Annotated in this window: 25 protein-coding genes; 9 read left to right on the top strand and 16 right to left on the bottom strand. The window is 68.0% G+C overall.

Features of this window, described 5'->3' with window-relative positions; genetic code table 11:
* Positions 1–393 precede the first annotated feature (393 nt).
* A complete protein-coding gene (locus AB0B45_RS14665; protein ID WP_358130134.1) occupies positions 394–1137 on the top strand; it encodes an aspartate/glutamate racemase family protein in 744 nt (247 codons plus the stop codon).
* Between the two features lie 84 nt (positions 1138–1221).
* Positions 1222–2637 carry an FAD-dependent oxidoreductase gene (locus tag AB0B45_RS14660; RefSeq protein WP_358130131.1) on the top strand — a complete coding sequence of 472 codons (1416 nt, stop codon included), beginning with the start codon at positions 1222–1224 and terminating at the stop codon, positions 2635–2637.
* Between the two features lie 124 nt (positions 2638–2761).
* Here AB0B45_RS14660 and AB0B45_RS14655 read toward each other — a convergent pair whose 3' ends face one another.
* A complete protein-coding gene (locus AB0B45_RS14655; protein WP_358130289.1) occupies positions 2762–3694 on the bottom strand; it encodes an MBL fold metallo-hydrolase in 933 nt (310 codons plus the stop codon).
* Between the two features lie 152 nt (positions 3695–3846).
* Complete coding sequence (locus AB0B45_RS14650; protein ID WP_358130129.1) at positions 3847–4239, bottom strand: zinc-binding dehydrogenase; 393 nt, start codon at positions 4237–4239, stop codon at positions 3847–3849.
* 371 nt (positions 4240–4610) lie between these two features.
* Between AB0B45_RS14650 and AB0B45_RS14645 the strand changes: the two genes are divergently transcribed.
* Entirely contained in the window at positions 4611–5870 is a 1260-nt protein-coding gene (locus AB0B45_RS14645; protein WP_358130126.1) for an alpha/beta fold hydrolase, read from the top strand.
* Positions 5871–5888: 18 nt separating this feature from the next.
* Here the strand turns inward: AB0B45_RS14645 and AB0B45_RS14640 are convergent, their stop codons facing one another.
* The gene (locus AB0B45_RS14640; RefSeq protein WP_358130124.1) at positions 5889–7931 is read right to left on the bottom strand and encodes an ATP-binding protein; all 2043 of its coding nucleotides are present in this window, start codon (positions 7929–7931) and stop codon (positions 5889–5891) included.
* A gap of 110 nt (positions 7932–8041) precedes the next feature.
* Between AB0B45_RS14640 and AB0B45_RS14635 the strand changes: the two genes are divergently transcribed.
* Entirely contained in the window at positions 8042–9103 is a 1062-nt protein-coding gene (locus AB0B45_RS14635) for an SGNH/GDSL hydrolase family protein (RefSeq protein ID WP_358130121.1), read from the top strand.
* A gap of 116 nt (positions 9104–9219) precedes the next feature.
* Here AB0B45_RS14635 and murF read toward each other — a convergent pair whose 3' ends face one another.
* The 12 genes from murF to AB0B45_RS14575 form a co-directional block, all read right to left on the bottom strand.
* A complete protein-coding gene (gene murF / locus AB0B45_RS14630; protein WP_358130119.1) occupies positions 9220–10599 on the bottom strand; it encodes a UDP-N-acetylmuramoyl-tripeptide--D-alanyl-D-alanine ligase in 1380 nt (459 codons plus the stop codon).
* On the bottom strand, positions 10596–11552 hold the full coding sequence (locus AB0B45_RS14625; RefSeq protein WP_358130116.1) for a D-alanine--D-alanine ligase family protein: 957 nt from the start codon (positions 11550–11552) through the stop codon (positions 10596–10598). The genes murF and AB0B45_RS14625 overlap by 4 nt, the downstream gene beginning before the upstream one ends.
* A gap of 124 nt (positions 11553–11676) precedes the next feature.
* Positions 11677–11817, bottom strand: a complete 141-nt coding sequence (locus AB0B45_RS14620) for a hypothetical protein (protein ID WP_358130113.1) — start codon at positions 11815–11817, stop codon at positions 11677–11679.
* A gap of 151 nt (positions 11818–11968) precedes the next feature.
* Entirely contained in the window at positions 11969–12163 is a 195-nt protein-coding gene (locus AB0B45_RS14615; protein ID WP_358130110.1) for a hypothetical protein, read from the bottom strand.
* Positions 12164–12347: 184 nt separating this feature from the next.
* The gene (locus AB0B45_RS14610) at positions 12348–12881 is read right to left on the bottom strand and encodes a hypothetical protein (RefSeq protein ID WP_358130107.1); all 534 of its coding nucleotides are present in this window, start codon (positions 12879–12881) and stop codon (positions 12348–12350) included.
* A 13-nt stretch (positions 12882–12894) separates the two neighbouring features.
* Positions 12895–13443: a MauE/DoxX family redox-associated membrane protein gene (locus tag AB0B45_RS14605; protein ID WP_358130104.1), complete on the bottom strand. Its 549-nt coding sequence runs from the start codon at positions 13441–13443 to the stop codon at positions 12895–12897.
* A gap of 13 nt (positions 13444–13456) precedes the next feature.
* Positions 13457–13975, bottom strand: a complete 519-nt coding sequence (locus AB0B45_RS14600; protein WP_358130101.1) for a hypothetical protein — start codon at positions 13973–13975, stop codon at positions 13457–13459.
* A gap of 54 nt (positions 13976–14029) precedes the next feature.
* Positions 14030–14188, bottom strand: a complete 159-nt coding sequence (locus AB0B45_RS14595; RefSeq protein WP_358130098.1) for a hypothetical protein — start codon at positions 14186–14188, stop codon at positions 14030–14032.
* The gene (locus AB0B45_RS14590; RefSeq protein WP_358130095.1) at positions 14188–14706 is read right to left on the bottom strand and encodes a hypothetical protein; all 519 of its coding nucleotides are present in this window, start codon (positions 14704–14706) and stop codon (positions 14188–14190) included. Before AB0B45_RS14590 ends, AB0B45_RS14595 begins: the two co-directional genes overlap by 1 nt.
* Positions 14703–15218 (bottom strand): hypothetical protein, encoded by a 516-nt coding sequence (locus AB0B45_RS14585; RefSeq protein WP_358130093.1) that lies wholly within the window; start codon positions 15216–15218, stop codon positions 14703–14705. Before AB0B45_RS14585 ends, AB0B45_RS14590 begins: the two co-directional genes overlap by 4 nt.
* 5 nt (positions 15219–15223) lie before the next feature.
* Entirely contained in the window at positions 15224–15904 is a 681-nt protein-coding gene (locus AB0B45_RS14580) for a hypothetical protein (protein ID WP_358130090.1), read from the bottom strand.
* A 563-nt stretch (positions 15905–16467) separates the two neighbouring features.
* Positions 16468–17592: an integrase core domain-containing protein gene (locus AB0B45_RS14575; protein WP_358130087.1), complete on the bottom strand. Its 1125-nt coding sequence runs from the start codon at positions 17590–17592 to the stop codon at positions 16468–16470.
* Between the two features lie 74 nt (positions 17593–17666).
* Between AB0B45_RS14575 and AB0B45_RS14570 the strand changes: the two genes are divergently transcribed.
* Positions 17667–18503 carry an AraC family transcriptional regulator ligand-binding domain-containing protein gene (locus AB0B45_RS14570; protein WP_358130084.1) on the top strand — a complete coding sequence of 279 codons (837 nt, stop codon included), beginning with the start codon at positions 17667–17669 and terminating at the stop codon, positions 18501–18503.
* An 81-nt stretch (positions 18504–18584) separates the two neighbouring features.
* Positions 18585–20315, top strand: a complete 1731-nt coding sequence (locus tag AB0B45_RS14565; RefSeq protein ID WP_358130081.1) for an IS1182 family transposase — start codon at positions 18585–18587, stop codon at positions 20313–20315.
* Between the two features lie 790 nt (positions 20316–21105).
* On the opposite strand, the gene AB0B45_RS14560 is transcribed toward AB0B45_RS14565, so the two are convergent.
* Positions 21106–24651: a GDSL-type esterase/lipase family protein gene (locus AB0B45_RS14560; RefSeq protein ID WP_358130078.1), complete on the bottom strand. Its 3546-nt coding sequence runs from the start codon at positions 24649–24651 to the stop codon at positions 21106–21108.
* A 386-nt stretch (positions 24652–25037) separates the two neighbouring features.
* On the opposite strand from AB0B45_RS14560, the gene AB0B45_RS14555 reads away from it, so the two are divergent.
* From AB0B45_RS14555 to AB0B45_RS14545, 3 genes are read left to right on the top strand one after another with little or no spacing between them, the layout of a single operon-like run.
* Positions 25038–25526 (top strand): hypothetical protein, encoded by a 489-nt coding sequence (locus AB0B45_RS14555; RefSeq protein WP_358130075.1) that lies wholly within the window; start codon positions 25038–25040, stop codon positions 25524–25526.
* Positions 25527–25535: 9 nt separating this feature from the next.
* Positions 25536–26636 (top strand): integrase core domain-containing protein, encoded by a 1101-nt coding sequence (locus tag AB0B45_RS14550; protein WP_358130072.1) that lies wholly within the window; start codon positions 25536–25538, stop codon positions 26634–26636.
* 33 nt (positions 26637–26669) lie between these two features.
* Complete coding sequence (locus tag AB0B45_RS14545; RefSeq protein WP_358130069.1) at positions 26670–26915, top strand: hypothetical protein; 246 nt, start codon at positions 26670–26672, stop codon at positions 26913–26915.
* Positions 26916–26952: the final 37 nt, after the last annotated feature.

The following is a 26952-nucleotide window of genomic DNA, read 5'->3' as shown; positions in this document are numbered from 1 at the left end:
CGGTCACCGAAGGCGGCCTCCTGCCGGAGGCCGCCTTCGGCCGTTCTCTCTGACGCCACGCAGGCGAAGGCCTTCATCCCAGCGGCCCGAACCATCGACCGGTCCATCGCCGGCCGCACCCGTTCCCCGGCAGTAGCCCACCGGTGCCTACGCTGAATCGCCCTGGCCGGCGTTCGTGCCCGAACCCTCCGCCGCACGGCAGACCAGGGACACCTGCCGCATATCCAGTCGCCGGGCCGTCCCCCTCGCCGGCACGGCGCTCGCGTCGGCGCCGTCAGCAGGGGATCGCAGAGCCCCTTTTCCCTGGCCAGGGACGACTGGGCAGTTTTCGGCCTGTGAAATGAGCATGCAGTCCACCTAGCCTGCCACCACGAGGTAACGAAACGGAGTCTCATGCGTACTATCGGTCTCATCGGCGGGCTGAGCTGGGAATCGACCGTCATCTACTACCAGATCATCAACCAGCGGGTACGGGAGCGCCTGGGCGGCAGCCACTCCGCAAACAGCCTTATCTGGTCAGTCGACTACACCACGGTCGAAAATCTCATCTTCGCCGACCGCTGGGACGAGGTGAGCACGCTGCTCGTTGACGCCGGGCGGAAACTAGAGGATCTCGGTGCTGACGTCCTGCTCATTTGCAGCAACACCTTCAACCGCGTGGCTGATCAGGTGGCGCAGACCTCGAATGTTCCCGTGCTCCACATCGTGGACGCCGTAGGCGCTGGAGTCCGCGCCAGGGGCATGCGCAAGGTCGGCCTGCTGGGAACCCGTTTCACCATGGAAGAGCCCTTCTATCGGGACCGGCTGGCCGCGCAGGGCTTTGAGGTGGTCGTCCCGGAGCGCGAGCAGCGCGAGCTGATCCATCGTGTGATCTTCGACGAGCTGGTGCGCGGAGTTCTGAAGGAATCATCCAGGAATGCCTATGCGCAGATCATCGCCGATCTCGCCAACGACGGCGCCGAAGGCGTCGTCCTCGGCTGCACGGAAATCGAGCTCCTGATCGATGAAGGGTGCATCGGCATCCCGGTGTTCCCGAGCGCGCGGCTGCATGCGGAAGCAGCGGCCGACTTCGCCCTCGCTCCGGAGTCGGCGCATCGCCTCATGGCAGCCGGGAGCCCATCGGACTGGAGCACATGAGCAGTCGCCGCGCATGGGCAGAATGTGGACACCATCCGGCCTGGTGAACGGGCGGCCCTCGGGCCGATCGTAAGCGGTATGACCATGAACGTGATCGTTATCGGAGCCGGGCCGGCCGGCCTCGCCACCGCAATGCTTCTCGCCGGACGGGGCCACCAGGTCACCGTGCTCGAACGCGACCCCGCAGAACCACTCTCGACGGGCCCGCAGTCGTGGGAGTCCTGGGAACGGCCAGGAGTGAGCCAGTTCCGGCTGGCCCACGTGATGATGCCCCGTGGGCTTGCCCTGCTGGAGGCAGAGCTGCCCGAGGTGGTGGCCGAGTTGGAAACGGCGGGCGCCAGGCGGCACAACATGATCGCCGGTGCATGGGGCGCACCTGCCGTAGGAGGCCGGCTCCCGGGGGATGAGCGTTACGAGACCATCGCCGCCCGCCGGCCGGTCCTGGAGTTCGCGCTGGCGACCGTCGCCGCGCGCACCGCCGGTGTCACCATCCGGCGGGGTGACGGCATCACACGGCTGGTACCCGGCAGTGAACGGCTGTCCGGCGTGCCGCATGTCGCCGGAGTGGAGACCCGCGGCGGGGCGGTGCTCCACGCCGACCTCGTCGTGAACGCGAGCGGCCGCAACTCGCAATTCGCCAGGATGTTCGCCGAACTCGGCCCGATCCGCGACACCGAGGAGCGAGCCGAGGCGGGGTTCGTCTACTACGCCCGGCACTACCGTGACAGCGGCAACGGGTTGCCGGAGGCCACGCGCTGGCCGCTCATCCACCAGGAGACCGTCACCGCGGGCACCCTGCCTGGCGACAACGGCACGTGGTCCCTGATCCTCGTGGCCTCAAGCCGCGACCAGGACCTGCGGGCCTTGCGGGAGGTGGACGCGTGGGACCGCGCCATCGAGCTGTTCCCCGAGTACGCCCACTGGGCACGACATGGCGAGCCGCTCACCGGCGTACAAGTCATGTCGGCCGGCCAGGCCAGGCGGCGGGACTTGGTCGCCGACGGGCTGCCGGTGGTGACAGGCCTGCTCGCCGTGGGCGACGCCTGGGCGACGACGAACACCACGTTCGGGCTGGGGCTGTCGATGAGCCTGGTACAGGGCGCCCTGCTGCGGGACGCGATCGACACCGTGGACGTGGTGGATCACGTCAAGCTGGGCCTCGCCTTCGCCGAGTCGCTCGAGACCACGGCCGCGCCTTACTACCGGGCGCTGGCCGACTGGGACACGCACCGGCTCGCCGAGATCGACTCCGTGCTCAAGGGCGAGCCGTACGAGACCGCCGACCCGGCCTGGCTGGTCATCAGGGCGCTGGACGCGGCCAAGGTGTCCCACCCCGACCTCGTGCGGGCCCTCGCGGACGTAGGCTCGATGCTCGAGCCCGCCGAGCACGTCCTGGCCAGACCCGGCCTCATCGACCTGATCATGAGCCTGGGCGCCGACGCCTCCCGCTATCCCGCACCCGGACTGTTCCGCCGCGAACTGCTGGCCGCCATCGGCTGACGGCCCGCGCCACCACCGGTTCGACGCCGAACTGGATCTGGCGTCCGGACGCCGGCTGATCGCGGCGAAAGGGCGCCCTGCCACTCCATGCAACGGCGGGGCGCCCTTTCGTCAAGGCTCGGCCCTAGACAGACGTCGGCAGCGGGCCGCCGTTCCAGGTCATCGTGTCGCCGAAAGCGGTGAGGAGATCCACCTCGCCGCCGACGGCCTCGGCGTAGGCGCGGTGGAGGTTGAGCACCAGGCGTTCGGCGTCCCCCCATCCCGCGAACTCACCGAGGTCAGCTTCCTGAGCGGCGGCCAGTGGTGTGAGCCCGTTCTCGCGCCCCTTTCGGGCGACCTCGAGCACGAAGCGGTAGTAACGCTCGTGAACGGCCAAGATCTCCGGCAGATCGCTCGCGGCCGCGAGAGGCCCATGCCCCGGTACGACGTGCTCGGCCTCGAAGTCCGCCAGCCAATCCAGCGACTTCAGCGCCCCTTCCACCGACCCCATCAGCAGCAGCGGTGTGAGGCCGTTGAACACCAGGTCGCCGGTGAACAGCACACGCTCTTCAGGAAGCCAGACCACCACGTCCCCTGCCGTGTGCGCGCCATGGCCAGGGTGCCGCAGGTCGATGCGGCGCTTGCCGGCGAAGAGGGTCAGCTCGGACTGAAACCCCACGGACGGGACGCGGCGCGTCACGTTCCCCCAATCGGGCACCGGCGTCCAGATCGGCGGGCACCCGTCGATGAGGGGGTCGGCCAGCAGCGCGTCCCGCATCGCCGTATGCCCGAAGATCACCGTCTGGTCCGGCAGCAAGCTGTTTCCGTATGAATGATCCCCGTGCTGGTGGGTGTTCACCGCCATCCGCACGGGGGCATCGCCGGTCGCCTCGGCGACCGCCTTCAGGAATAGGCGGGTACGCTGCTCGGTCGCGCACGTGTCGACGATCAGAACGCCGTCGTCGCCCGCCACGGCTCCGGCGTTGTTCACCCACCAGGTGCCGTCCGGCCGTACCCAGGCGAACACCCCCGCGCGGACTTCGTGCAACCTCGCCGTGTCAGCCTGCTTCTCCACGATCAAAACTCCCTTCTCCAGCCGTGCCAGCCTCGGGTTTGGCGCTGTTGATTTCACAGACCGATCCATGGCCGATCAGTGCTCCACAACGGCTCCCTCGCCCCCATGGCTACAGGTGCTGACCGGCTAGGACGGTGGCCGGTCAGCGTCGATGTTCAGGTGATCAGCAGGGTCTTGCCGAGTGCCGTACGCGCTCCGATGGCGGCATGTGCGTCGGCGACGCGCTCAAGCGGGAACGTCTGCCCGATGGCCGGTCGCAGACGACCTACGGCACCATCGGCCAGCGCCTGCACGGACAGCTCCTGCATGGCGGCGGCCGAGGGGAACGCCGCGCCCATCGGCACCAGGGTGACGCCGTTGCCGGGGATGATCGGCAGCGGGGGCAGCCGCATGGGCGCGGATCCGGAGCGCACCAGCGTTTCCACGTACGTGATGCCGCTGGCCACCACCTCGACCAGGGCCTGTCCCTCCCCCGGCACGGGATCAGGAGTTTCCTCGGCCAGCAGCACCTCAGGCCCACCGAACTTCCTCAACCAGACTGCCCGCATTTCGACTCCTTGGTGCTGCCAAGCGCCATGTCGACCACTGACCCGCAGACCGACCACGCTGCGCAACCTTCGGCCGCGTCGCCCCAGAATGAGCCATCCGGGAGTTCATAGTTCAGGCCGTTTCCCGGCCAATTACCGTCCGGCAGCACCGCGTCGTCAGGGTCAGACCGGCCATGCCCGTCCTCGCAGACCGCCCCACGAACGCAGCCTTGGCGACGGGCCCGCCGCAGCGCCCGGACCCCGCCGTCCCGGGCAATCAGTCAGACGGAATATGGACAGGGAACGGTCTGGGGAGTGGCAAGACGATGGCGCCACGCTGGGGTCTCGTTTGCACCCGCGTCTTGAAGGAGTCACATGTCCAGGAGCGTGTCATGCGTGTAGAGGTCAACGGAATCGGTCTCGAGGTTCAAGCCAGCGGGGAGGGCCCGGCGGTCCTGCTCGTGCACGGCTACCCGGACACCCACGCGCTCTGGCGCCACCAAGCGGCCGCGCTCAACGCCGCCGGCTACCGTACGATCGCCCCCGACCTGCGCGGCTTCGGCGCCTCCGACAAGCCGCAGGACGTGGACAGCTACGACCTGGCCCTGCACGTCGGCGACCTGCTGGGCATCCTCGACCACTTCGAGGTACGGCAAGCGCACCTGGTCGGCCACGACTGGGGAGCCACGCTCGCGCAACTGACCGCCGTCGCCGCGCCCGCCAGGGTCGCCAGTCTCACCTGCCTGTCCGTCGGCCATCCCGGTGCCGTGGGGTCCGCCGGCCTGGAACAGCGAGAGAAGTCCTGGTACTTCCTGCTGTTCCACTTCGCGGGAATCGCCGAGAAGTGGCTGAGCCGGGACGACTTCGCGAACATGCGGGACTGGCTCTCCACCCACCCCGAACCCGACGAGGTCATCGACCGCATGCGCGATCCCCGAGCACTGACCGCGGGACTGGCGATCTACCGCAAGGGGATTCCGCCCGAAATGGTGCTCGGCAGGCCTGACGACATCCCACCCCTTCCCGTACCCACCATGGGTGTGTGGAGCGACGGCGACCGCTACCTCACCGAACAGTCCATGACCGGCACCGCCGAGCACGTCACCGGATCGTGGCGGTACGAGCGCCTGGACGGCATCGGCCACTGGATGCCGCTCGAAGCACCCGAAGCGGTCAACAAGCTGCTGCTCGACTTCTTCTCGTCAGTGAACGCCCAGGAGCCGTACGTGATGGAAACCGGGACGAAGACCCTCACCCCGACCGAATCGACGAACCGCCGGACCGTCGCCGAGATCTACTCGGCGCTTGCCGCGGGCAACATGGAGGCGTTCGCGGAGCGCCTGGCGCCGGACATCAAGTGGACTGTGGTCGCCGGCGCCGAGACCGGTGGCACCTACTACGGTCCACAGCACGTCCTCCACAAGGCGTTGGCACCGATCGCCGCGGACTGGGCCGACTTCGAGGTCACCCCGTTCGAGCTCACTCCTGCCGGCGACAAGCTCTTCGTCGTGGGCGAGTACAGGGGCGTGCACCGGGCCAGCGGCAAGGTGGGGCAGGCCAGGTTCATCCATGTCTGGCATCTGCGGGATGGGATCGCGCAGCGGTTCGAGACCGTCCTGGACACCCACGCTCTGTGGCGTGCCACGCAGTAGGCCCGCGTGGGTTCGTCCTCAGCCCTGGTTCGTTCCGTAGAGTTCGCGGTGCCAGAGATCTTCGCAGATGCGGTCGATGCCGGTGAACAGGTGGCGGCGGTAGGTGGTGAAGGGCAGGTCGAGGCGTTCCGCGGCGGCTTCCTGGGTGGGGGCGCCCCGGCGGTAGGTGACGTCGACGGCTCGCTGGAACTTGGTCGCGCGCGGGTCTTGACCCAGGTCGTCGATGGCTTGTTCGAGGAGCTGGCGCAGAGCTTTGGCGGGGTCGAAGTCGGGGTGTTCGGCGACGAGCCTGCTACGGGTGAGGGGGCTGGCGGCCAGCTCGGCGGGCCGGGACAGGTTGCGCAGGGCCTTGCGGACGGCGTCGGTGAACTCTGATTGTGACAGCACCGCCAGCTCGGGTGTCTGGGCGGCGGAAACGTCCTGCGTGCCGGTCAGCAGCAGACGGTTCAGCCTGTTCAGCCACGCCTGAACGGGCACCGCCCGCCAGTCGTGGGCGAACAGGGCGTACTCCGTGTCTCCCAGCCACGCGTGCTCTCCGATGTCGTGCATGTCGTAGTGCCGGAGGTAGTCACGCATGGGGCTCTCACTCGGCATGGCCATGAAAGACCAGGCCATGCGGTCGGCACGCAGGCAATACCCGATGGCCCGCCATTGGATCAGGTCCATCACCGGCGACATGCCGCGATATCGCTCGCACACCCAGGTCCGGCCGACCGCCAGGTGCTCGCCCGGCCGCAGCGGTGCGATGGAGCGGGCGTTCGCCCAGGCCGTCGCGGTGATCGGGTCAGCCACCGCGTCCTCCTCGCTGGGCTTGTCCAGGCGAAGCCAGGAGCAGAAGGCGACCAGATCGCCGGTCTCCGTCCGCCGGTAGAGGCGGAACGCCTGTGGCTGGCGGCGTGCCCAGAAGGCGACGGCGGCCGCCGACTCCCCGTTCTCCACCTCGGCGGCCAGTTCGATCAGGGCCGCGGTGTCCTCGAGCCGGAAGGCGTCCTCGTAGACCTCGCCCTCTCCGCGCCAGCTGTGGAACTCCGCCGTCGATCCGATGTCGCGGTGCAGGAAGAACAGCGAGCCGACGGCCGCCAGCGCATCGGAGTCGGCCGCGGTGGGAATCTGGGCGGCCAGGTGGGCGTGGATGCGGTGGTGCATGTCGGCATATCCCTGCGGGTCGCGCCAGCGCAGGTCGGCTTCCAGCACCTCCCGTACGACGTCGTGCGGGAACAGGCCGAGACTGCTGGACTCGACGAACGGCAGCCGCCGCAGCCAGGCGAACAAGGACGCGGCGTCCTCCGGTACGACCGCACGCAGCAGGTCTTCGGTGGTCACGTAGGCGTGCGCGCAGACTTCCAGGGCGTGCCGGTGCGCCGCGCTGGGCACGTCGCCGACGAGCTGGTCGAGCAGGGTGGCGACCACGTCCTGCGTGGGCATCCAGCGGGAGCTCGCGTCGCGATCCTTGATCGCGACCGCCGCGCCCAGCGACAGGGCGAGGGGATGGCCGCCCGCGAAGGCGAGCAGCGGCCCACGCAACTCGGCGGCCACGCCGCGGGCGTCCAGCAGCGCCGCGGCGTCCACTGGCCCGAGGTCACGCAGCGATATGACCTCCAGCGCGCCCGCCCAGCCGGGGTCGGCCCGCCACAACATGTCCGGAGGGTTCCGGCCGGCCACCACGACCGTCGCATCGACCGGCACGCGGGGCAGGAACCGCTCGCGCAGCCAGCCCTCCAGCCCCTGGATGCGCTCGAAGGTGTCGATCAGCAGCACCGCGCGCTCGTCACGCAGCACCGATCCGGCCTCGGCCTCGAACGCCGCCGGAGTCGGCTCGAGCGTGCGCCCGTCCAGCATCGTCACCGGCCGTCCGGCGGTCGCCGCCTCCTCTGCGAAGCGCCGCACCAGCGCCGACTTCCCGACCCCGCCGGGACCGTGTACGTACAGGACGCTGCCGCCACCGCGCAGCGCCGAGCCGAAGGCGCTGAGCTCCTCTTCCCGTCCGACGAAGGCCCGCTCCCGCGCAGCCTGCAGCCGCCGCCCCAGTAACGCGACGTTCTGATCATCTCCCGAAGGCATGGGGATAACTGTAGCTTTCCGGACGCTCTGATTCGGCGGCTTGCCGCCCGAGCCAGAGACCGCGGGCGTCCTTCGTATGAGCACCAAATGGACATGAAACGCACTGGTAGATGAGCAGTCTGCTCCGCGAAAGTGCTGCAGGAAATCCCGGCCTGCCATCGTCGCGGATCGCCGCCGACCTGGCCGAACGGCCCCGGCACCGGGCGGTGGCGGGTCATGACCCCAGCATCACCTTCACCCCTGGAGACTTCATGTTCCGCTATGCCCGCTTTCGACCCGTTCAGCGCGCGACCGTGGTGGCTGCCGCTGTGCTCGGCGCCTGTGCAACGCTCGTCACCGCGGGCGGGGGAACCGCCGCAGCTGCCGGAACCAGCGCGAGCAGCTCGATCGCCGCGCGGTACGTCGCACTCGGCGATTCCTACGCCTCCGGATACGGCATCGACGGTGTGGAGAACGCGGCATGCGACCGTTCCACGAGCAGCTACCCGTCCATCCTGCGCAGCACGTACAAGTCGCAGAGTTTCACGAGCGTCGCGTGCAGCGGCGCCACCACGCGCAGCATCTGGAACGCGCAAGGCAACCAGGCTCCCCAGATCAAAGCGCTCAAGCCGGACACCAGCCTGGTCACGCTGACCCTCGGCGGCAATGACATCGGCTTTACGCAGCTCGTCATCACGTGCGCTTCTCTCATGCAATCACAGCCGACCGGCGACCCCTGCCGCCAGAACTTCCAGAAAGGCGGCGAAGATCAGATCCTCGCCCGCATCGACGCTTTGAAGCCGCGGATCGCCTCCGTGCTGACCGACATCAAGAGGAAGAGCCCCAAGGCCACGGTCGCGCTGGTCGGCTATCCCTCACTGCTGCCGGACAGCGGCGAGAGCTGCCGCTCGACGCAGGTGCCCTTCGCCGACGGTGACTTCGGCTACCTGCGCAACATCACCAAGAGGCTCAACAGCGCGCTTCGCGAGCAGGCCGCCAAGGCCGGCGCCGTTTACGTCGACACCTATACGCCGACCATCGGCTACGACATGTGCCGGGCGCAGGGGCGCGTGATCGAGCCGCTGTTCACCGCCGATGACCGCGTCGCCCCAGCCGCCGCCCACCCGAACCTCGGGGGCTCTCTTAGCATGGCGGCCATCATCAAGAAGAAGCTGGACGCGCTCGGCCGCTGATCATCCCTCAGCAGCCACCGGAGGTCGCGCAGGCGGCCGTCGCCTCCGCAGGCGGTGGCCGCTTCCTACCCCGGCAGGTGACTGCATACGTTCTCTCTGTGTCGCTGACCGCGGCGTCAGGCCCTGGCCAGTTCGCGCGCGCAGGCGCCGAGCCCGATCTCGCTGGAGGCCTTGACCAGCACCACGTCCCCCGGTTCGAGAAGCCCGGCGGCCAGGCGGATGGCCCCGGCGACGCCCTCGGCGAGGTGGACGGTGACGCCCAGGTTCGCCAACTGCGCCTCCTGTGCCATCGCGACCGGATCCCCCGAGCCGACCGCGATCAACACGTTGATCCCGAGCTCGGCCACGAGCCGGCCCACCTGCGCGTGCCGGGTGCGCGAGGCGTCCCCCTGCTGCCCCATCGCGCCGAGCACGGCAATGGAACGGCGGGCACCGGCCAGCGCCGTCAACGTGCGCAGCCCGGCACGCATGGACTCGGGGTTGGCGTTGTAGGCGTCGTTGACGATGGTGACGCCATCAGGTCGTTCAAGGATCTCCAAGCGGCCCGTTGAGCGGCGCCTGGCTGCGTTCAGCCCGTCGGCAGCCTCGTCGGCGGACAGGCCGAGCGTCGTGGCCACGGCGGCGGCGGCCAGGGCGTTGCTCACCTGGTGCTCGCCGATGAGGTCGAGCTCGACGCGGGCCTGGCCGGAGGGTGTAACCAGCTCGAACGAGGGCCGTGCCCCGTCGCCCATCCGCACGTCAGCGGCGCGTACGTGCGCTCCTGCCGACCTGCCGTACAGGGTGACCTGCGCTCGGCTGCGGCCGACCATGCCCACGACGTACGGGTCGTCGGCGTTGAGCAGCGCGAATCCGTCGGTGGGCAGCGCCTCGACCAGTTCGCCCTTCGCGGCGGCCACGTCGGCCAGCCCGCCTCCCATTCTCACCACATGGGCGGCGCCGACGTTGAGCACGACGCCCACGCGCGGCGGCGCGAGCTCGGTGAGGTACGCCAGATCGCCCTTGCGTCCGGCCCCCATCTCCAGCACCAGGTACCGGGTCGTGGCATCAGCGCGCAGCACGGTGAGCGGCAGCCCGATCTCGTTGTTGAACGACTTGTCCGTGGCGATCGTCGGCGCGTGCCGTTCGAGCACCTGGGCCAGCAGGTCCTTGGTCGTGGTCTTGCCGACGGAACCCGTCAGGCCGATCACGACCGGGCTGATGTGGCCGAGCATGTGCCTGGCCAGCAGGCCGAGCGCCAGCTGGACGTCGGGAACCACGAGGGCGGGCACGCCGACGGGCCGGGAGGCCAGCACGGCCACGGCGCCGTCGGCGACGGCCTTGGCCGCGTAATCGTGACCGTCGACCCGCGCGCCCACCGTCGCGACGAACAAGCCGCCCGGCACGACGTCGCGGGAGTCGACCGCCGAGGGCGCCGTCACCAGCGCCTCCGGGTGGCGGACGTCGCGCAGGTCGGCACCGAGGACCTGCGCGATCTCACTCAGCCTCATGGGGATCATGAGCCACTCCTCGTGAACGCCAGGTCGATGAGGCGTCGTAGTAGGTCGGGATACGGAACGCCGCTGGCCGCCCAAGCCTTGGCGTAGACGGAACGGGAGGTGAAGCCGGGCATGGTGTTGATCTCCAGCACATAAAGGCGTCCCGTTTCCTCCCCGTACAGGAAGTCGACGCGGGACAGTCCGTAACCGCCGATCACGCGGAAAGCACGCAGTGCCAGCTCGCGCACGTCCTCGGCCACCCGCTCGGGCAGCGCGGCGGGGATCGTGGCGATGTTGGCCCGGCTGAGGTATTTGGCTTCGTAGTCGAGCCACTCGCCACTCATGTGGAGCTCGCCGGGCACCGACGCCTCTGGGGCGTCGTAGCCGCCGAGGACGCCGCAGATGAGCTCACGCGCGTTCACGCCTTGCTCGACGATGACGACCCGGTCGTAGGTGAACGCCAGCTCGATGCCCGCTCGCAACTCCGCCATGGAGGTGACACGCGAGACGCCGATAGAGGAACCCATGTTGGCTGGTTTGACGTACATCGGCCACTCGAGCGACTTCACCAGGTTCCAGGGGTCGGTTGTGGCACCCCATTCGTGCTTGGTGAACCACACGTATGGGGTGACGGGAATGTCCTCGGCCAGGAACGCGCGTCGCATCGCGACCTTGTCCATGGCCACGGCCGAGGCGAGAACGCCGCAGCCCACGTACGGGATGCCCAATGTCTCCAGGTGTCCCTGCAGGACTCCGTCCTCGCCGAACGGCCCGTGCAGGACGGGGAAGACCACGTCGAACAGGTCGCGGCCCAGCTCCAGCGACCACCTGCCCTGCCTGTCGATGATGAGGGCGGTGGGCTCGTACAGATCCCTCGGCAGGGCGTGGAGCACCGCCTGCGCTGACTGGAGCGACACCTCGTGCTCGGCGGACGGCCCGCCCGCCAGCACGGCCACGCGCAGGCGTTCAGTCACGATCGATCAGCCTTTCCAACATTGAGCCCGCCACTGTCCGCGACGGACCTGGCGAGCATCGGCTCATCGCCCGGCCGGTTCCCAGGCCATTTGCTGTCCACTTCCTGGCCAGGGCAGCCCGAGGCTAGTGGCCGAGGTATGCCTCCCGTACGCGATGGTCGGCGAGCAGTTCCCTGCCCGTGCCGGAGTGGGTGGTGCGGCCAAGGTCGATCACGTAACCCTGGTCCGCCATCGTGAGCGCCGCGAGGGCGTTCTGCTCAACCAAGAGAAGAATGCCTGCAAGGCCAGCGACCTGGCCGGATGACATTTTCGGCAGGCGCAGTGACGTCGTTTCATCAGATCGCGGTGCCAACGCAAGACGGTATCCGGCCGGACGACAAGCCGTACCCGGCGCAGAACCTCACGCGGCAACGAGGTCAGAGGCGCAGCGAGAAAGGCCCGGTCCTCAGGGTGAATCTCACCCTGGTGTCGGCGCCGAACTGCCGTTCAAGGACGATGATCTGGTGGCGCAGGGCGAGAATCTCGACGTCCTTGTCCCGATCCCCCAACGGCAGCAACCGCAGCGCGGCGAAGGCGTTCGTGACGGCGAGATAGACCAGGCGAAGCAGCACGGCCGATCATCATGCCGCACGCGCTCTCCCTCTCCTGACGGCCAGAGCTCGCGCACGCCACACGAAACCCCACCTGGTCATGACCTGGGCGGATGTAATTATCGGCAGGCGCAATGCCCGAAGAGTAGAACATTGCTCATGTTCTTGCCAGGGCCCTCTTTTGGTCCCCTGACCGTGTCCGTGGTCAGCTCGGGTTGGCCAGCGCGTGCTTCCTGGCCGTTTCCGCAATGCGGATCAGGTCGGCCTCCGGCGCCGTCCCGCCGATCACCACGAAGCTGTCCCCGGCCGTCGCCGCGATCGCGACTCTGCCGTTTGCGCGCGCTATGTGCGCGGGCCCGGCGGCGCTCTCGACCGTGCCGACGGCGCCGCATTCGGCGTGGAAGCGCTTGAACGCGTCCATCGCCTCGATCCCGGTGGCCACCAGTTGTGACACGGACGAGCCGTCGTCCGCCCCGAACGAGCGCACCAGCGTGTGCGCCCCCTCCGGCGCGATGACGCGCCGCCCGCAGGGGACGAGCTCGGGGGCGAGCTCCACCCACCTCATCTCCCTGGTCTCGGTCGCGGTCCACGTCCGCCCGCCGCCGAGTTGCTCCGGACTCAGCAGCGGCGAGGCCGCCTCCCGGGACTGGGCGGACGTCGCGGACTGGGCGGACGAGGCGCCGCACCCCCCTGTCAGCAGGGCGGCCACCGCCACGCACACCAAGGTCGAAAGCTTCATGAAATCCTCCTCCCTACTCATACCGAGCCTCGCCCCCAGAGGTTCCGGACACGTCGAAGACCCGATCGGTCACCACCATGGCCACCGCGACAAACGCGCCGAGCGCCAGGTCGACGGCTCGGAGCAGCGGTTCTGCCGCGGGCACCGCCAGCCCGGACGCCACGACGGTGCCCGCCGCAGCGATCATGGCCGCGCGGCCGATCTTCGCCGCCGACACGGGGCTGGTGTCGTCCAGGCATCCGCAGGGCACCGGCCCGCGCTTGCGCATGAGCACCCACAGGTAGCCGACCAGCCCCGCGAACCACGCGGCCACGATGCCGGAGGCGACGCTGAGGAGCACGCCGCGCCCGGCCAGCCAGCCGGCGACCAGGGCGAGGCCTGCGATCGGCTCGACCGCCTCGGCCACCACGACGAGCCCGGCCACGCGGCGCGGGAGCAGCCCGTGCCCGGTGACGACCCGCCTCAGGCTGCTGCCCGTGGCGACGCGCTGCCACGTCGCCACGAGCAGCAGCAGCGCTCCCGCCAGGACGAAACTGCCCACGACCGAACTCAGTCCCGGCACGCGGATCCCTTCCTCATGGCAGGAGCATCGCTCGAGGCAGGAGCATCACGATGGCCGCGACGAACGCCACGGCGCAGGCCCGCCCGACCCAGGGCATCGAGGCCAGCATCCTGGTGTCCCAGGCTGCGGGATCCCCGCTCAGCGTCCTGGTCAGCGGCATGAGCGCCCTGCCCAGGCCGAATCCCAGCCCCGCCAGCAGGCCGGGCCCGAGACCTCCGACGAGGACGACGCTGAGCACCAGCGCATGCGGGAGCGCCGTCGGCGTGAACGTGCGCACCCCGGTGCCCATCTCGAAGCCGAACTGCAGCGGCCCGCCGAACTCGCTGCGCGGGATGACGTCCTGCGGCACGAGCCTGCGGTTTTGCGGCAGCGACAGCGGCCGCCCGGCCAGCTCGAAAGCCAGGACCACCACCAGGGGCGGGATCAGCACCCACCACCTGACGACCGGATCCACGATCGAGACCAGCCCGCCGACCGCGCCCACGACGACGCCGGAGAACAGCGCGCCGAGGATCAGCCCGGTGCTGAACACCCACAACTTGCCCCGCCAGACCGACGAGGTCAGCAGATCCGCTGAGTTGAGGCTTCAAACCGAGCCGGACAGCGAGTATCCCGCGGTCACGCCGAGCAGCGTCCAGGCCAGCGGCTCCAGCGAGACGCTCCACGCTCGCTGCGTGCCGAACACCGCGACCGTGAGCGCCGCCAGCCCGAACGCGACGTGCCTGGCGTCGAAGGCCCGCGTCATCAGGGGTTCGACCAGGAGCAGATGTAGAAGTACGTGCCGCCGCAGGTGGCGACGTTCCCGTCGGCGCACCGGTACGGCGTGCCGCTGTGCGTCCAGCGCCAGGCGTTCTTCTTGCCGTAGCTGCCCGTTCCGCAGGCCACGACCGCGTAGCTGTTGTAACAAGTGCCGGAGCTCCGCTTGAACCAGCCGTCAGCGCCGCAGTAGCTCCTGGAGTAGGTACCGCCCACGCAGAGCTTGGAGTTGTTGTCGTATCCGGACCAGTTGTTGTATCCGGCACAGTGCAGCCACTCCGAGCCCACGGCCGCGTTCGCTTCCCGCGTCTTGAACGGCGGGAGGACCGACAGCACGTTGAGCGCGAGCGCGCCACCGAGCACGCCCACCCCCTTGAGCATCGTCCTGCGCGAGGGGGCGGTGCTGGTGAGCATGCCCCGCCTGGTCTTCGTGTCGCCGGGCTCGTCGTCGACCGAGGGCACGTCGGCCCAGTAACGGTCGGTGTCGATGTTCGTCTCGTGGCTCATCGGATGATCACCCTCTCATCAGCGGTCACGGGCGCGGCCTCGAGGAAGGCGTCGAGATCGGCATTGGAGCCGACCACGCGCCGCCACTGCTCCTCGCCCGAAGGGGAGTACTTGATCAGCGTCGGGGTGGCCCCGACCGCGATGGTGCCCAGAAGTGTGGCGTCCACGATCGCTGTCACCGCCTCGCCTTCCACCCACTCGGCGCACCGCTCGGCGGCCGACAGCAGGACCAGGTGCCCGGCGGCGGCGCCCGACACCTCCATCAGCCTGCTCGCGCGTTCCCGGCACATGGGACAGGTCTCGGTCACGACCAGCACGAAGGTCGGGCGCTCGTCGCCGGAGGCGAAGCGCGGGACGCTCCTCGTCGCGGGGGTCGTGCCCGCGGGCGCCGGTCCCTTCGCCGCCGCCTGTTGCAGGTCCCTGACCATGCGCAGCAGCGCGGCGAAGGCGAACAGCAGCAGGACGGTCCCCAGGAACGACAGGACCGCCAGGGAGTTGACGACGTTCTGCATAGCGGCTAGTTCAGCTCGCAGGTGATGGACTCGACCACGGAGACGAACTGCGGGTCGTCGCTGCGCGCCGCCATCACCGTGGTCGCCGTGCTCCGGTTGACCAGGAGCGCCGACCGGGACCGCAGCTGGCCCGACTCGTCGTGGTCGTCCACGCGCCACATGGAGCCGCCGCGCACCTGCTTGCCCCTGGTGCGCGGCACATCGGAAGCAACGTCGGCCAGCGGCTTGACCTGAACCGAGCAGACCTGGTCGATGGTGTTGACCGCCAGCAGGTTGGCCAGGCTCATCCCGGAGCCCGCCCGCGGGAGCATGGTGAGTCCCTCCGGCGCGTCCTGCACATCGAACGCGGCGAGCTTGTCCATGAACACCTCGAACGGCACGCCGACGCCGTTGACGTAGGTGGAGATCTCGTGATGCGGGCCGATCCACATCATCGTGGTCCCACCCGCCTCGGGATCCTCAAGGGAGCGCAGCGTGCCGCCGTTCCACCCGGCCTCGCGCACGGTGTACTTGCCCCACTCGCCGAGCTGCTTGCCGATCACCTCGGCCGATCCCGCAGGAGTGACGTAGAAGCGCAGGCCGCCTTCCGGGCCGAACGCCCACACGATGTAGGCCCATCCACCGATGAACGGCTTGGCATTGCCGCTGACGGATAACGAACGTCCGTCGGGCGTACGTACTTTCACCTCGTGCACCTTCCCTTTCGAGCGATCTTGGAATGAGTGCAGCACGAAGCAGGCAGGAAACGTTTTCCCTACCGCTGGACTGCACGAATTGCTCGGGAGACGCAAGGCTTGGCACAGGCGTCTCAGCCGTTACGACCGGGCTCTGCGAACGTGATCTTCATATCAGCTCACATATAGGAGGCGTAAGCCCCTTTCGATCACGACTTTTCCGCCGAGACCGCAGGTCGTCGTAGGGAACGGTCCAAGATCCATCTCGGGCCAAGTTGTGTCGTCGCGGCGGGAAACGCGCGCGGCCGGGGACCGTCCCCCTGGACGACTTTGTTGGTTGACTCATTGGGTGATCTTTTGGGGTGGGGTGCGTGGAGGATGGGGTCATGTCTCTTCGTCCTCGGCCCGCTCGTGAGGTTCCGGATGCCACGGTGATGGTGGCGCGGGCGGCTTTTCCCAAGGGTTCGCTGGCCATCCGGTTACGGGATGAGCTGGGTGAGGTGTTCTGCGATGAGCAGTTCGCGTCGGCGTTTGCGGTGCGGGTGGTCCGGGCATCTCTGCGCCTGCCGAAAACTCTATCCATCCAGGTCAAGCGGCATGTGAGTACTCGTGGAGAACCCCGCCGTGCATCGCCGATGTACGTTCAGGTCATCGATTCGCTTCGGATCGGTGATCGGATCCGGGGCGGTACGCAGCGGAGCCGCTTGAGCCCGGGCTTGGTGGGCTCGGTGCTTGTTGTAGAACTGGTCGTACTCGCGCAGGGCGTGCCGCAGGTGGCGTTCGTTCCACAGTAGGCAGCGGTCCAGCAGCTCTCGGCGGCACGACTGCACCCATCGCTCCATGACAGCGTTCATGCGCGGCATCCGGATACCGGCGAGCACGGTCTGGACGCCGGCCTCGGACAGGATCTCGTCCATGAGGGCCGGGAACTTCGCATCCCGGTCTCGGATCAGGTAGCGCGCCCGGCAGCCCTGCGGGTGCCGAATATTCATCCGTCCAGGTCGTGGGGGTGATGTGTTCTCTTGTGCTCCCGCCGCGCGCCCGCACGGCGTGGCGTGCGTGGCGGCGCCGAGGATCCGGATGCGCCGGCTGGCGTGCTCGATGACGGCGAAGACGTACAGCCGTGCCCCGGTCAGGGTGCGGACTTCGAAGAAGTCGCACGCCAGCAGGGCGTCTGCCTGGCTGTGTAAGAAATCGGCCCAGGCGGTGTGCTGTCGCTCGTGCGACGGGTCGATGCCGTGGTCTTTGAGGATCTCCCACACGGTGGAGGCGGCGACCGTGACGCCGAGTACGACCAGCTCGCCATGGATGCGCCGGTATCCCCAGGAGGGATTCTCCCGGGCCAGGCGCAGCACCAGCAGGCGGATGGAGGAGCGGGTAGGCGGGCGCCCTCGATGCCGGGGCGTGCAGGCTGCGGCGTGGCGGCGTCTGAGCAGGTCGCGGTGCCAGCGCAGGATCGTGTCCGGACGCACCAGCAGCGCAAGGTGCCGGAGCCTGTCTCTCAGCAGGCGGCCAAGCAGCCCGGCGAGTACGAAGCGATCACTTGGGGTGAAGACGGGCTTGGGAGCCTGGCGCTTCAAGACCGTCAGCTGGTGCCGCAGCACCAAGATCTCGATCTCCTTGTCACCGTCACTCCTCGGCAGCAGCCGCAGAAACGCGAAGATGGTCGTCACGGTGAGGTAGGCCAGACGCAGCAGCACGACGAATCATCATGCCGCGGCGGCGTAGGTCTCACGACTCCGAGACTCGAGGTACGTGATCACCAGCCAGCGCTATGGCCTGCACGGATGAATTTTCGGCCCCCGCACTCGCCGCCCGCGAAGAACCCGAGGTCCGCAGCGCGCTAGAAGTGATCATGCGCTACCAGCACCTGCACAACGAAGCGCTCCGCACCCAGCTCACCGAGGCCAACGGACTCGCCACCATCCAGCTCGCCCTCGACCTGGGCACCGGACGCGGCGGCCGCCAGGCCACGGAACTGCTCATCGGCGCCATCCACCGCTATCTCCACAGCCTCATCGGCAGCGATTGGAAGCCCGTCAGCGTCCTCTTCACCCACGGCGCACCGGCCGACACCGCCGCCCACCACCGCGTCCTCGGCCCCTCAGTGCGCTTCGGCCAGGAGGTCAACGGCATCGTCTTCTACGCCGCCGACCTCGACGCCCCCAACAAACTGTCGGACCCCCTCCTGAGACCCTACGCCCGGCAGTACCTCGAAGCGCTCGCGGCCCCCCGGCCCGAGGCCGAGGTCGACCGCATCCGGGACCTCATCGAGGCACTGCTCCCCACCGGTCGCTGCTCGCTCCAGCGGGTCGCCCACAGCCTCGGGGTCGACCGCAAGACCGTGCACCGCCACCTCGCCCGATCCGGCGAGACGTTCTCCTCGGTGCTCAACTCCACCCGCGCACAGCTCGCCCACCAGTACCTCGGCAACCAGAACCGCCCGCTCACCCAGATCGCGGAACTACTCGGCTTCTCCGCCCTCAGCACCTTCTCACGCTGGTTCCGCGGCGAGTTCGGCTCCAGCCCCAAAGCCTGCGCACGGCCCACCGCAGCACCCTGTAGGACTCTGCTGGTTAACTCGGATTGGTGGCTCCGGTTCATGATCTGATGGTGTTCGTCCTGATCACGAGCGGTGTGGCAGCAGTCGTCGTTGTCTTCGTCCTGGCTGCCTGGGTGGATGGAGGCGGCGATGTCGATGCAGCCGGTGCCGTGGCCGGAGCCGGCGCCCGAGGTCGCTACGGCGATCCGGGCCATCTACCGGGGCAAGCGGCAGGTGCCGTTACCGGTGCAGGTGCGTGATGAATTAGGCGAGGTGTTCGCCGATAAGGCGTTCGCGGGCGCCTTCGGCAGGGAGGGCCGGCCGGGCTGGTCGCCGGGACGGCTGGCGTTGATCACGGTGTTGCAGCGGGTGGACAACCTCACCGACCGGCAGGCCGCTGAGGCCGTCGCCACCGATCTGACCTGGAAGTATGCGCTCGGTCTGAGCTTGGACGACCCGGGCTTTGATGCCAGTGTGCTGAGTGAGTTCCGCTCCCGGGTGATCGCCCATGAACTGGAGGAAAAGCCGCTGGATCTGCTGTTGTCGGCGTTGCAGGAGCGGGGCTTGCTGGCCGCGGGTGGCCAGCAGCGCACCGACTCCACCCACGTGATCTCCGCGGTGCGGGATGTGAACCGGGTGGAGCTGGCGGGGGAATGCGTGCGGGCCGCGTTGGAGGCGCTGGCGGTGGCCGCGCCCGGCTGGGTGCGGCAGGTGCTGGAGGTGCCCGGCTGGGCCGGACGCTACGAACTACGGGCTGATTCCTGGCGGATGCCCACCTCCAAGACCAAGCAAGAGGAACTCGCGCGGGTCTACGGGGCTGATGGATATGCGCTGGTCGAGGCCGTCTACGCGCCGTTCTCTCCGACCTGGCTTCGGCATTTGCCGGCCATCGATGCGCTGCGCGTCATGCTGATTCAGCACTATGTACGCAGTACCGACCGGCGGGGACGGCAGGTGATCAAACGGCGGCAGGACCTCGCATCGGGCGGCGAGGGCCTGCCGCCGGGCAGATACCGGCTGGCCTCGCCGTATGACCTGGATGCCCGCTGGGCGGCCAAGGGCAGCGAACTGCTGTGGAACGGCTACAAGGTGCACATCAGCGAAACCTGCCACCTTGCCGCCGACACCCGCAGCACCGACCCCGCCATGAGACCGCCGAACCTGATCACGAACGTGGCCACCACCGACGCCACCGTGCCCGACACGGCGATGACCGAGGTCATTCACCAGCATCTGGCCCGCCGTGGGCTACTGCCCGCCGAGCACTACCTGGATGCCGGTTACTCCTCCGCCGAACTGATCGTCCAAGCCCGTGAGCAGCATCAGATGGCGCTTATCACCCCATTGCGGAGCGACAACTCCGTCCAGGCCCGCACCCGCAACGGCTACGACCGCACCGCCTTCACCATCGACTGGGAACGTCGGCAGGTCACCTGCCCGCAAGGACAGACCAGCACCTCCTGGACACCCTGCCGGCAGAAGGAGCAGCCGATGATCGTGGCTGCCTTCCCGCTCAGCACCTGCCGCCCCTGCCCGGTGCGGAACTTATGCACCAGTGCCCAGCGCAGCGGCCGCCATCTCACCCTGCATCCCCGAGCGATCCAGGAAACCCTCGACGCCGCCCGCGCCGAACAAGCCACGCCCGCCTGGCACGACCGATACGCCCTCCGGTGCGGCATTGAAGCGACCATCCACCAAGCCGTCACCGTCACCGGCCTGCGCCGCGCCCGATACCGCGGCATCAAGAAGGTCCGTCTCGAACACATCGTCTGCGCCATTGCGGTCAATTTGATCCGCCTGGACGCCTGGTGGAACTGCCACCCCCTGGAACGGAGACGGACCAGCCACCTGGCCCGGCTTGAACCGGCCCTGACCGCCTGAAACGAGTTAACCAGCAGAGTCGTGTAGCGCGTCAAAACTCGCATGTACGGTCTGAGCTGGGGTTCCTCTGCCTGGCTTATGCGGCTCGACGGTACTCGTTGATCGCGCCGCCGAGCTCGGCCGCGCCAGCTTCGATCTCCTGCGCAAACGCGTCCTCTACGCGACCTGAGATCGCGGGTCGTCGCGGCGCGGATGGTCAGGCGGTTGCTGTCGGCGGTGATGGTGTGGAGCGTGACGTTGTCGACGTGGTGGAGCCAAAGGTCCTGGAGGAGATCGTTAGCCACGACCGTTCATGATCGCGGGTCGGTGACGCTCCGTGGCCCTGGCACGAAAAGTGATCCAGAACCCACTTTCAGATGTCGTTGACAGGTGGTACGCGATGCGTTCCGCACCCCTACCGGGGCGGCAGGGACCATGTCCCGCCCTTGCAGGCGGGCGGGCCGTACGTGTAGCGCCGTCCGCTACCCGTCTCCGCAACGATCACATCCTGGTCCCCGATTCGCAGGCATTCTGAGTTGGCGACCGGTATTCGGGCCGACGCCCCCACCGCGACGTTCCAGGCGTGGATGGAGTCGCCGAGCCACCGCACCGAGACGGCCTCGCTCGTGTGGTTCTGGACCTCCAGCCATCGCGTCGGCCGTGGCTGGCAGGCGCTGAGGCTTACGATGACCGCCAGGCACACGGCAGCCTTACCTATGCTTCTCACATCATCCCTCGAGTGGCTGATCCCTACACTTTAGAAAAGCACGTGACGGCCTCGTGGTCATCCGAGGCCGTCATGTGAGGCGCGTCAGTCCGAGACCGCGCAGTAGCAGTTCTCGGCGTCGGGGCGGATCAGCCCGAAGGCCGGAGCCGGGAGCCGGTTGCGGAGTTCGGATGCCTTCCGCACCTCCTCCTGGAGCGCCTTAAGCTTCGGATCGTCCGCCGTGAGGGATGGGGCGATGTACCGCACTCGCTTGGCGGCCGAAGGAGCCGCCTCCAGCGCGCCGTTGGCGGGGATGACGCGGAAGCTGTAGTTCGTCGCCCCGCTCATGAGGTAGCCGGCGGTGAATCCGGGGTTGTTCCCGGTGCCGTCGGGCGTGATCGGGATGGGGAGGCGGCCCCAGGTGGGGTTGGCTTGGGTGTGGTCCATGCCCTCGATCCAGTATCCGACGGCGGTGAGCGAGTCCTGCCAGGTGAGGTTGGCCTCGTGGTGGTTGCTCGTCCACGCGTCGGTCATGCTGACCGCGGGAGGCTTGCCGTGTCCAGCGCGCGCGCCCAGACCGGCCCCGGGCATGCCGGGGCCGTAGCGGTTCACGCCGGCGACCGCGATGTTGTAGATGCGGTCGTTGGCGAGCCCGGTGTAGGTAGCCGACGTGCCTGTGACGTCCAGCGTGGGCAGCCAGACACCGTCGGAGCCCATACCGTAGATCTGGTACCCGGTAGCGCCTGGCGTGGCCGTCCAGGCCACCGTGATCTTCCCGTCGGCGGGGGTGAGTTTGACGTTGTTGGTCTGCGGCAGTGTCAGGGGGTTCGGTACGGCGGCTGCCACGCCGCTCGGCGCGGTCTCCGCGGATCCCCGAGCTGTGGAGATCTTGAATTCGTACCGATGGTCCTTGATCACCCACCGACTGATCCAGTGGTCGCCGCCGATCTGCATGGGCAGTTTCTGGAAGGCCTCGCCGGCCGTGGCGTCCCGGCTGTGGAGATAGTAGCCGCTGGCGCCGAAGACGCGGGCCCATCTGATGGTGATGCCTTCCGCGGTCGGCGTGGCCGTCACCGACGCCGGAGTGGTGATGGACAGGTCGGGGACGCTGCCCGGGATCGAGCCGAACGCGGAGCCCAGCGAGAAATGCGCGGCGAAGGCGTCGGCGTACGCCTTGGCGAACTTGTACTCGCCCAGCCCGTTCGGATGCACGCCGTCATAGGTGTCGGTGACCGGGTTGAATCCGGTGTTGACGTCGACGACGTGGACGGGTGAGGCGGGGGTGGACAGGGACGCGGCGACCCCGAGCAGCTTGGCCTTGTAGTCGGTGATGGCGGGGTTGAGCCATTCGTAGCCCGGCAGCTCTGTACGGTTGATGACGTTGGACACGAGGATCTTCAGGTCCGGTTTGGCCGCCCTGGCCTCGGCGACGAAGTTCTTGAAATAGCCGATGGTGGCGTCCGCGCCGCCCCAGAACGCGATGTCGTTGAAGCCGAGCGCCACGGCCAGGTAGTCCGGCCGGGCCGCGGCGACGTCGGCTTTGATCTTCCCGATGGCGTCGACGTACGTCCATCCCCACATGGCGTTGTGCTCGCTGTCGAAGTTCCCGTCGCGGTAGCTACCCGTGGATGGGCCGGGATAGAACTCCTGGGGCGGCATGGCTCGCCCCTCGATCTGCGCGATCATGCGCTGGTCGGTGTACTTGTCATACGTGCCACGCCGGGGGCCGACGAAGTCAACTCTGGCGCCTTTGGCCGTGAAGTGGTTGGCCAGGCGGTACCGCCAGGTGTAGTCGCCTTCACTGCCGTGCGTGATCGAGTCCCCGACGACCATGATGCTGGCGCCGGTTTCTGCCGTCAGGGCAACGTTCCAGGTGGTGTTGAACGCGGAGTCCACGGCGTCGCCCGAGTCGGGAACCAGGTCGGTGCGCAGCAGCATGAGCGCCGCGACCTCTCCGGTCTTGAGAGTCGTGGCCAGCCGGCCACTCGCATCCGGCAGGACCCAGCGCAGCGGGTTCATAGACACCGTGCCGCCGGAGAACGGGAAGACGACGAGCAGCGTGCGCAGCTTCTCGGTGTCGGCGGTGGTCGGCCCGGTGGCTGTGGCCGTCACCCGGCCCTGTCCCGTCGCGGGCGGATAGATCTCCACGTAATGGGTGCCGCCGGGCCCCATGTTCACCACGCCGTTCTGCGTGGCGCCCCACGCGGGCGCGGCGTGCTGGCTCCTGGGCCGTCCGGGGCTGCCGGCTAGCCGTGCCCGCCAGACGTTCTTCGCGTCTGGGTCCTGGTAGCCGCTGGAGGCGCCCAGGAAGTCCGACAGCGCCTGGACCGGCGTGTCCATCCGGTAGTTGGCCACCATGTAGGCGCGCAGCTCATCCCTGATGTTGCGCCCGTATCCGGCGGCAACCTGCTGGATGGCCTCGAGCGGCAGGGCGTCGTCCATCTCCTCCCAGGTGCGCAGGACGAAGTCGGGATGGGTGCGTTCGGTGAGGTATACCGCGAGCGGGAACAGGCCGTATTGCCGTGACTTCCCCATGCCGTCATGGGCGTTGATCGCCCGGTTGGGCTCAGCCAGGTACCTCGTGATGTGGCTGGAGTAGGCGTCGGCTCCGGGCGCGGTCGCGCCGATGCGGCGATACACCTCGTGCGTGGCCCATTCGGCGGTCGCCTCCATCCACCAGTTGATTGACGTCAGGTTCATGCCGAGGTGGAGGTTGGGCAGGTAGTGGTACTGGTTGGCATGGAACAGCTCGTGCCGCGGCAGATACGTGTACCAGGATTCGCCGCCGATGTCGGCCGGGTCGGACGGCATGAAGATGACCGGCCCCCCGTCGATCAAGTCGCCGAAGGGGAACGTCAGCCCCGGATTGTCGTTGTAGTCGAACCCGAGGTAGACCTCGATGTGGTCACCTGTCAGGCCGTACCCCATGGCCTTGTACTGCTGCGCCGCCACGGTCAGCGAGGCGATCACCTTGTCGACCGCGTCCGGCACCCCGTTCGCCGGCGAGGTGTCCACTGCGGGCACGCCGTCCATGCTGGCGCCGGTGTCCGGGTTCTTGGAGAACCCATCGATCCGGTAGTACAGGTCGAAACGGATGGTGGAGGTGAAGGAGCGTTTACAGCTGAACCAGTGCAGGAACTCGATGTACGGGGTGGCGCAATCCGCCCAGGCCGCGGCCGCCGCATCCGCCTTTTCCGCCCGTCCCGGTTTGACAAGCAGGTCCTTGACCCAGGCCTGCGTTTCCGGGCTGGCCTTGTCCAGCAGCGACAGGGCATATCCCATGGCCAGGCCGGCGGAATGCGGCAGGCCATCCTCCGGCTGGAATTTGGCCGGCAGCCGGTCCGGCTGAGCGACACGTTGTACCGAGTATCGGATGTATTCGTCGACCGATATCGCCTTCCGGGCCCAGGCCCGGGAAAGCCGGTCCTCGGGACCGAAGTCGGGGCGTTTCTTGGCGAGTTTCTTGTGCAGCTCGCTCTCCAGCTGCTCGACCGGGTTGTAGGGCTGGCCGGCCGGGCCCTCCGAGGCCGGTGGGCCCGGGCTGGGAGTCGGGGTCGGCGTGGCGGCCACGGGGAGCTGCGCCAGGAGCAGCAGGAGCGCGGACCCGAGCGCGATGAAGACACCGCGCCAACCAGATAATTGCCTGAGCATGGCACCACCAATGCAATCGACGGCCGGAATTTGGCAATGCGGCGGCGAAGCCTGTGGGCATCCGGCGAGAAAGCGGAATCGCCTGCGGGTGAAACAGCTCGGCCGCAGGCATGGCGAATCGCGGTATTACCGCCGCTGGGTGCGACATCTTCGCCATGATCCGCGAAGTTCGACCTCATATTTGCACGGCGCCGGACCAAAGATCCAGAACCTTTATCGGGAAATTTGGTGTACCGTTATGGCGGTGTGCCACGGTGGCCTCAATGGCCCTGTAGGGCTCAATAATTGGATTCGGTGTCTGACCTGCCGACTCTCAGTGGCGCCTCATCGCGCTCGCGGTGGTCCCCCTCGTGCTCGCCCGCCGCGGCGATCGCAGGCTGCACCGCGTGCTCGACGAAGCGGCGCACCTGCTCCGACGTGAACGTCACCTCCACGACCTGTGCCTGCAGCCGGGGCCGGTAAAGGAGATCCGCATCGCCGGTAGCGGCGGCTTCCTCGACTCCCGTGCCGCCGCGCTCTGGACGAAAGCTACGGGGCGGGAACTCGGTGCACGTGCGCGGAGCGGAGCATGGCAGTTCCTCGGCTGGGTGATCTTTACCGCAGGCTACGTCACCGCCATCGCGATCGCCTCCCAACTGGCGATCGGCGGTAAGGCCAGCATCGGCGACGTTGTCCTGGTCATTACCCTGGGCAGCCGCCTGCAGGGCCAGATGTCGACGACGACCGGCACGATCAACCACGTCGTCGACGGCCGCCGTCTGCTCGAACACTGCGCCTGCCGAAAATGTCATCCGGCCAGGTCGCTGGCCTTGCAGGCATTCTTCTCTGGCCAGGGCAATCTTCGGTCGCCAGGAAAGACAATCTGTGCGGCATGATGATCGACCGTGCTGCTTCGCCTGGCCTATCTCGCCGTCACGAACGCCTTCGCCGCGCTGCGGTTGCTGCCCATGGGCGATCGGGACAAGAACATCGAGATTCTCGCCCTGCGACACCAAATCAACGTTCTTCAACGGCAGTTCGGCGCCGACGTCCGGGTGAGATTCGCTGCTGCGGACCGGGCCCTTCTCGCCGCGCTCCTGGCACCACTGCCTCGTGAAGTCCTGCGCCGACTGCGGCTCCTCGTCCGCCCGGATACCGTTCTGCGCTGGCATCGCGATCTGATGAAGCGGCGTCATGCCCGTACCTGCCGGCCGAACAGGCGAGGTCGCCCGCCCACGGTGCGGTCCATTCGTGTCCTCATCCTGCGAATGGTTCGCGAGAATCCATCGTGGGGATATCGGCGAGTGCACGGCGAGCTCACCACGCTCGGCATCAAGGTGGCTGCGTCGACGGTCTGGGAGATCCTTAAGCAGGAAGGGCTTGATCCGGCACCCGAGAGGGCGTCGACCACGTGGGCCGACTTCCTGCGCTCGCAGGCCGACGCCCTGTTGGCCTGCGACTTCATCGAGACCGTCACCCTCGATGGGCAACGTCAGCACATCCTGGCGGTCATCGAGCACGCCACCAGGCGCGTTCGAGTGCTGGGCACCACCGCGCATCCGAACGCGAGCTGGGTCATCCAGGCGATCAAGAATCTCGTGATGGATCTGGAAGAGGCGGGCTGCCGGGCGCGCTACCTGATCCGAGACCGGGATGCCAAGTTCCCGGCCCTCATGGACGAGATCCTGTCCGACGCCGGCATCCAGACCGTGCTCACCGGCATCCGGATGCCACGCATGAACGCGGTCATGGAGCGATGGGTGCAGTCGTGCCGCCGCGAGCTTCTCGACCGCTGCCTGATCTGGAACGAACGCCACCTACGGCACGCCCTGCGCGAGTACGAACAGTTCTACAACAAGCACCGAGCCCACCAAGCCCTGGCCCAAGCTGCTCCACTGCGCGCCGTCCCGGATCCGATCACCGATCCGAGCCGTATCGCCAACCTGAACATACGCCGACGAGATCGGCTCGGCGGGGTTCTCCACGAGTACTCACATGCCGCTTGACCTGGATGGATAGAGTTTTCGGCAGGCGCACACATGTACACTGCCGGCTTCGCGTCCATCGGTATCTCTGTCGCGTCCTGGCTGGCGTCGAAGAACTTGGAGCCCGCCGGCATCGACCGGGCAGACCGGTGGGGGATCTTCGTTGGCCAGTGGGCTCCCACGTTCTTCGCGCTCGGGCTCGCGCTACAGATGGACGAGACCCACGCCACGCGCAGCGAAGAGATCGAGGCAGACAGGCCCATAGTCTCGGAGCGGACCCGGACACCAGCAGGGCTCTAGCCTTGAGCTCCACGCACAAGCCCCCGCAGATCAGCGG

The sequence above is a fragment of the Nonomuraea sp. NPDC049152 genome (assembly GCF_040648355.1).
Taxonomy (GTDB): domain Bacteria; phylum Actinomycetota; class Actinomycetes; order Streptosporangiales; family Streptosporangiaceae; genus Nonomuraea.
This window is presented reverse-complemented; position numbering and strand designations above follow the sequence as displayed.

What these genes read in the sequence shown, in the direction of transcription:
- AB0B45_RS14650 (WP_358130129.1), bottom strand. Translation starts at nt 4,239, where the DNA reads ATGCGGGCAGTCTGGTTGAGGAAGTTCGGTGGGCCTGAGGTGCTGCTG.
- murF (WP_358130119.1), bottom strand. Translation starts at nt 10,599, where the DNA reads ATGATCCCCATGAGGCTGAGTGAGATCGCGCAGGTCCTCGGTGCCGAC.
- AB0B45_RS14570 (WP_358130084.1), top strand. Translation starts at nt 17,667, where the DNA reads ATGGCCTGCACGGATGAATTTTCGGCCCCCGCACTCGCCGCCCGCGAA.
- AB0B45_RS14640 (WP_358130124.1), bottom strand. Translation starts at nt 7,931, where the DNA reads ATGCCTTCGGGAGATGATCAGAACGTCGCGTTACTGGGGCGGCGGCTG.
- AB0B45_RS14660 (WP_358130131.1), top strand. Translation starts at nt 1,222, where the DNA reads ATGAACGTGATCGTTATCGGAGCCGGGCCGGCCGGCCTCGCCACCGCA.
- AB0B45_RS14665 (WP_358130134.1), top strand. Translation starts at nt 394, where the DNA reads ATGCGTACTATCGGTCTCATCGGCGGGCTGAGCTGGGAATCGACCGTC.
- AB0B45_RS14560 (WP_358130078.1), bottom strand. Translation starts at nt 24,651, where the DNA reads ATGCTCAGGCAATTATCTGGTTGGCGCGGTGTCTTCATCGCGCTCGGG.
- AB0B45_RS14590 (WP_358130095.1), bottom strand. Translation starts at nt 14,706, where the DNA reads ATGAGCCACGAGACGAACATCGACACCGACCGTTACTGGGCCGACGTG.
- AB0B45_RS14545 (WP_358130069.1), top strand. Translation starts at nt 26,670, where the DNA reads ATGTACACTGCCGGCTTCGCGTCCATCGGTATCTCTGTCGCGTCCTGG.
- AB0B45_RS14635 (WP_358130121.1), top strand. Translation starts at nt 8,042, where the DNA reads ATGAGCAGTCTGCTCCGCGAAAGTGCTGCAGGAAATCCCGGCCTGCCA.
- AB0B45_RS14595 (WP_358130098.1), bottom strand. Translation starts at nt 14,188, where the DNA reads ATGACGCGGGCCTTCGACGCCAGGCACGTCGCGTTCGGGCTGGCGGCG.
- AB0B45_RS14585 (WP_358130093.1), bottom strand. Translation starts at nt 15,218, where the DNA reads ATGCAGAACGTCGTCAACTCCCTGGCGGTCCTGTCGTTCCTGGGGACC.
- AB0B45_RS14610 (WP_358130107.1), bottom strand. Translation starts at nt 12,881, where the DNA reads ATGAAGCTTTCGACCTTGGTGTGCGTGGCGGTGGCCGCCCTGCTGACA.
- AB0B45_RS14645 (WP_358130126.1), top strand. Translation starts at nt 4,611, where the DNA reads ATGCGTGTAGAGGTCAACGGAATCGGTCTCGAGGTTCAAGCCAGCGGG.
- AB0B45_RS14565 (WP_358130081.1), top strand. Translation starts at nt 18,585, where the DNA reads ATGTCGATGCAGCCGGTGCCGTGGCCGGAGCCGGCGCCCGAGGTCGCT.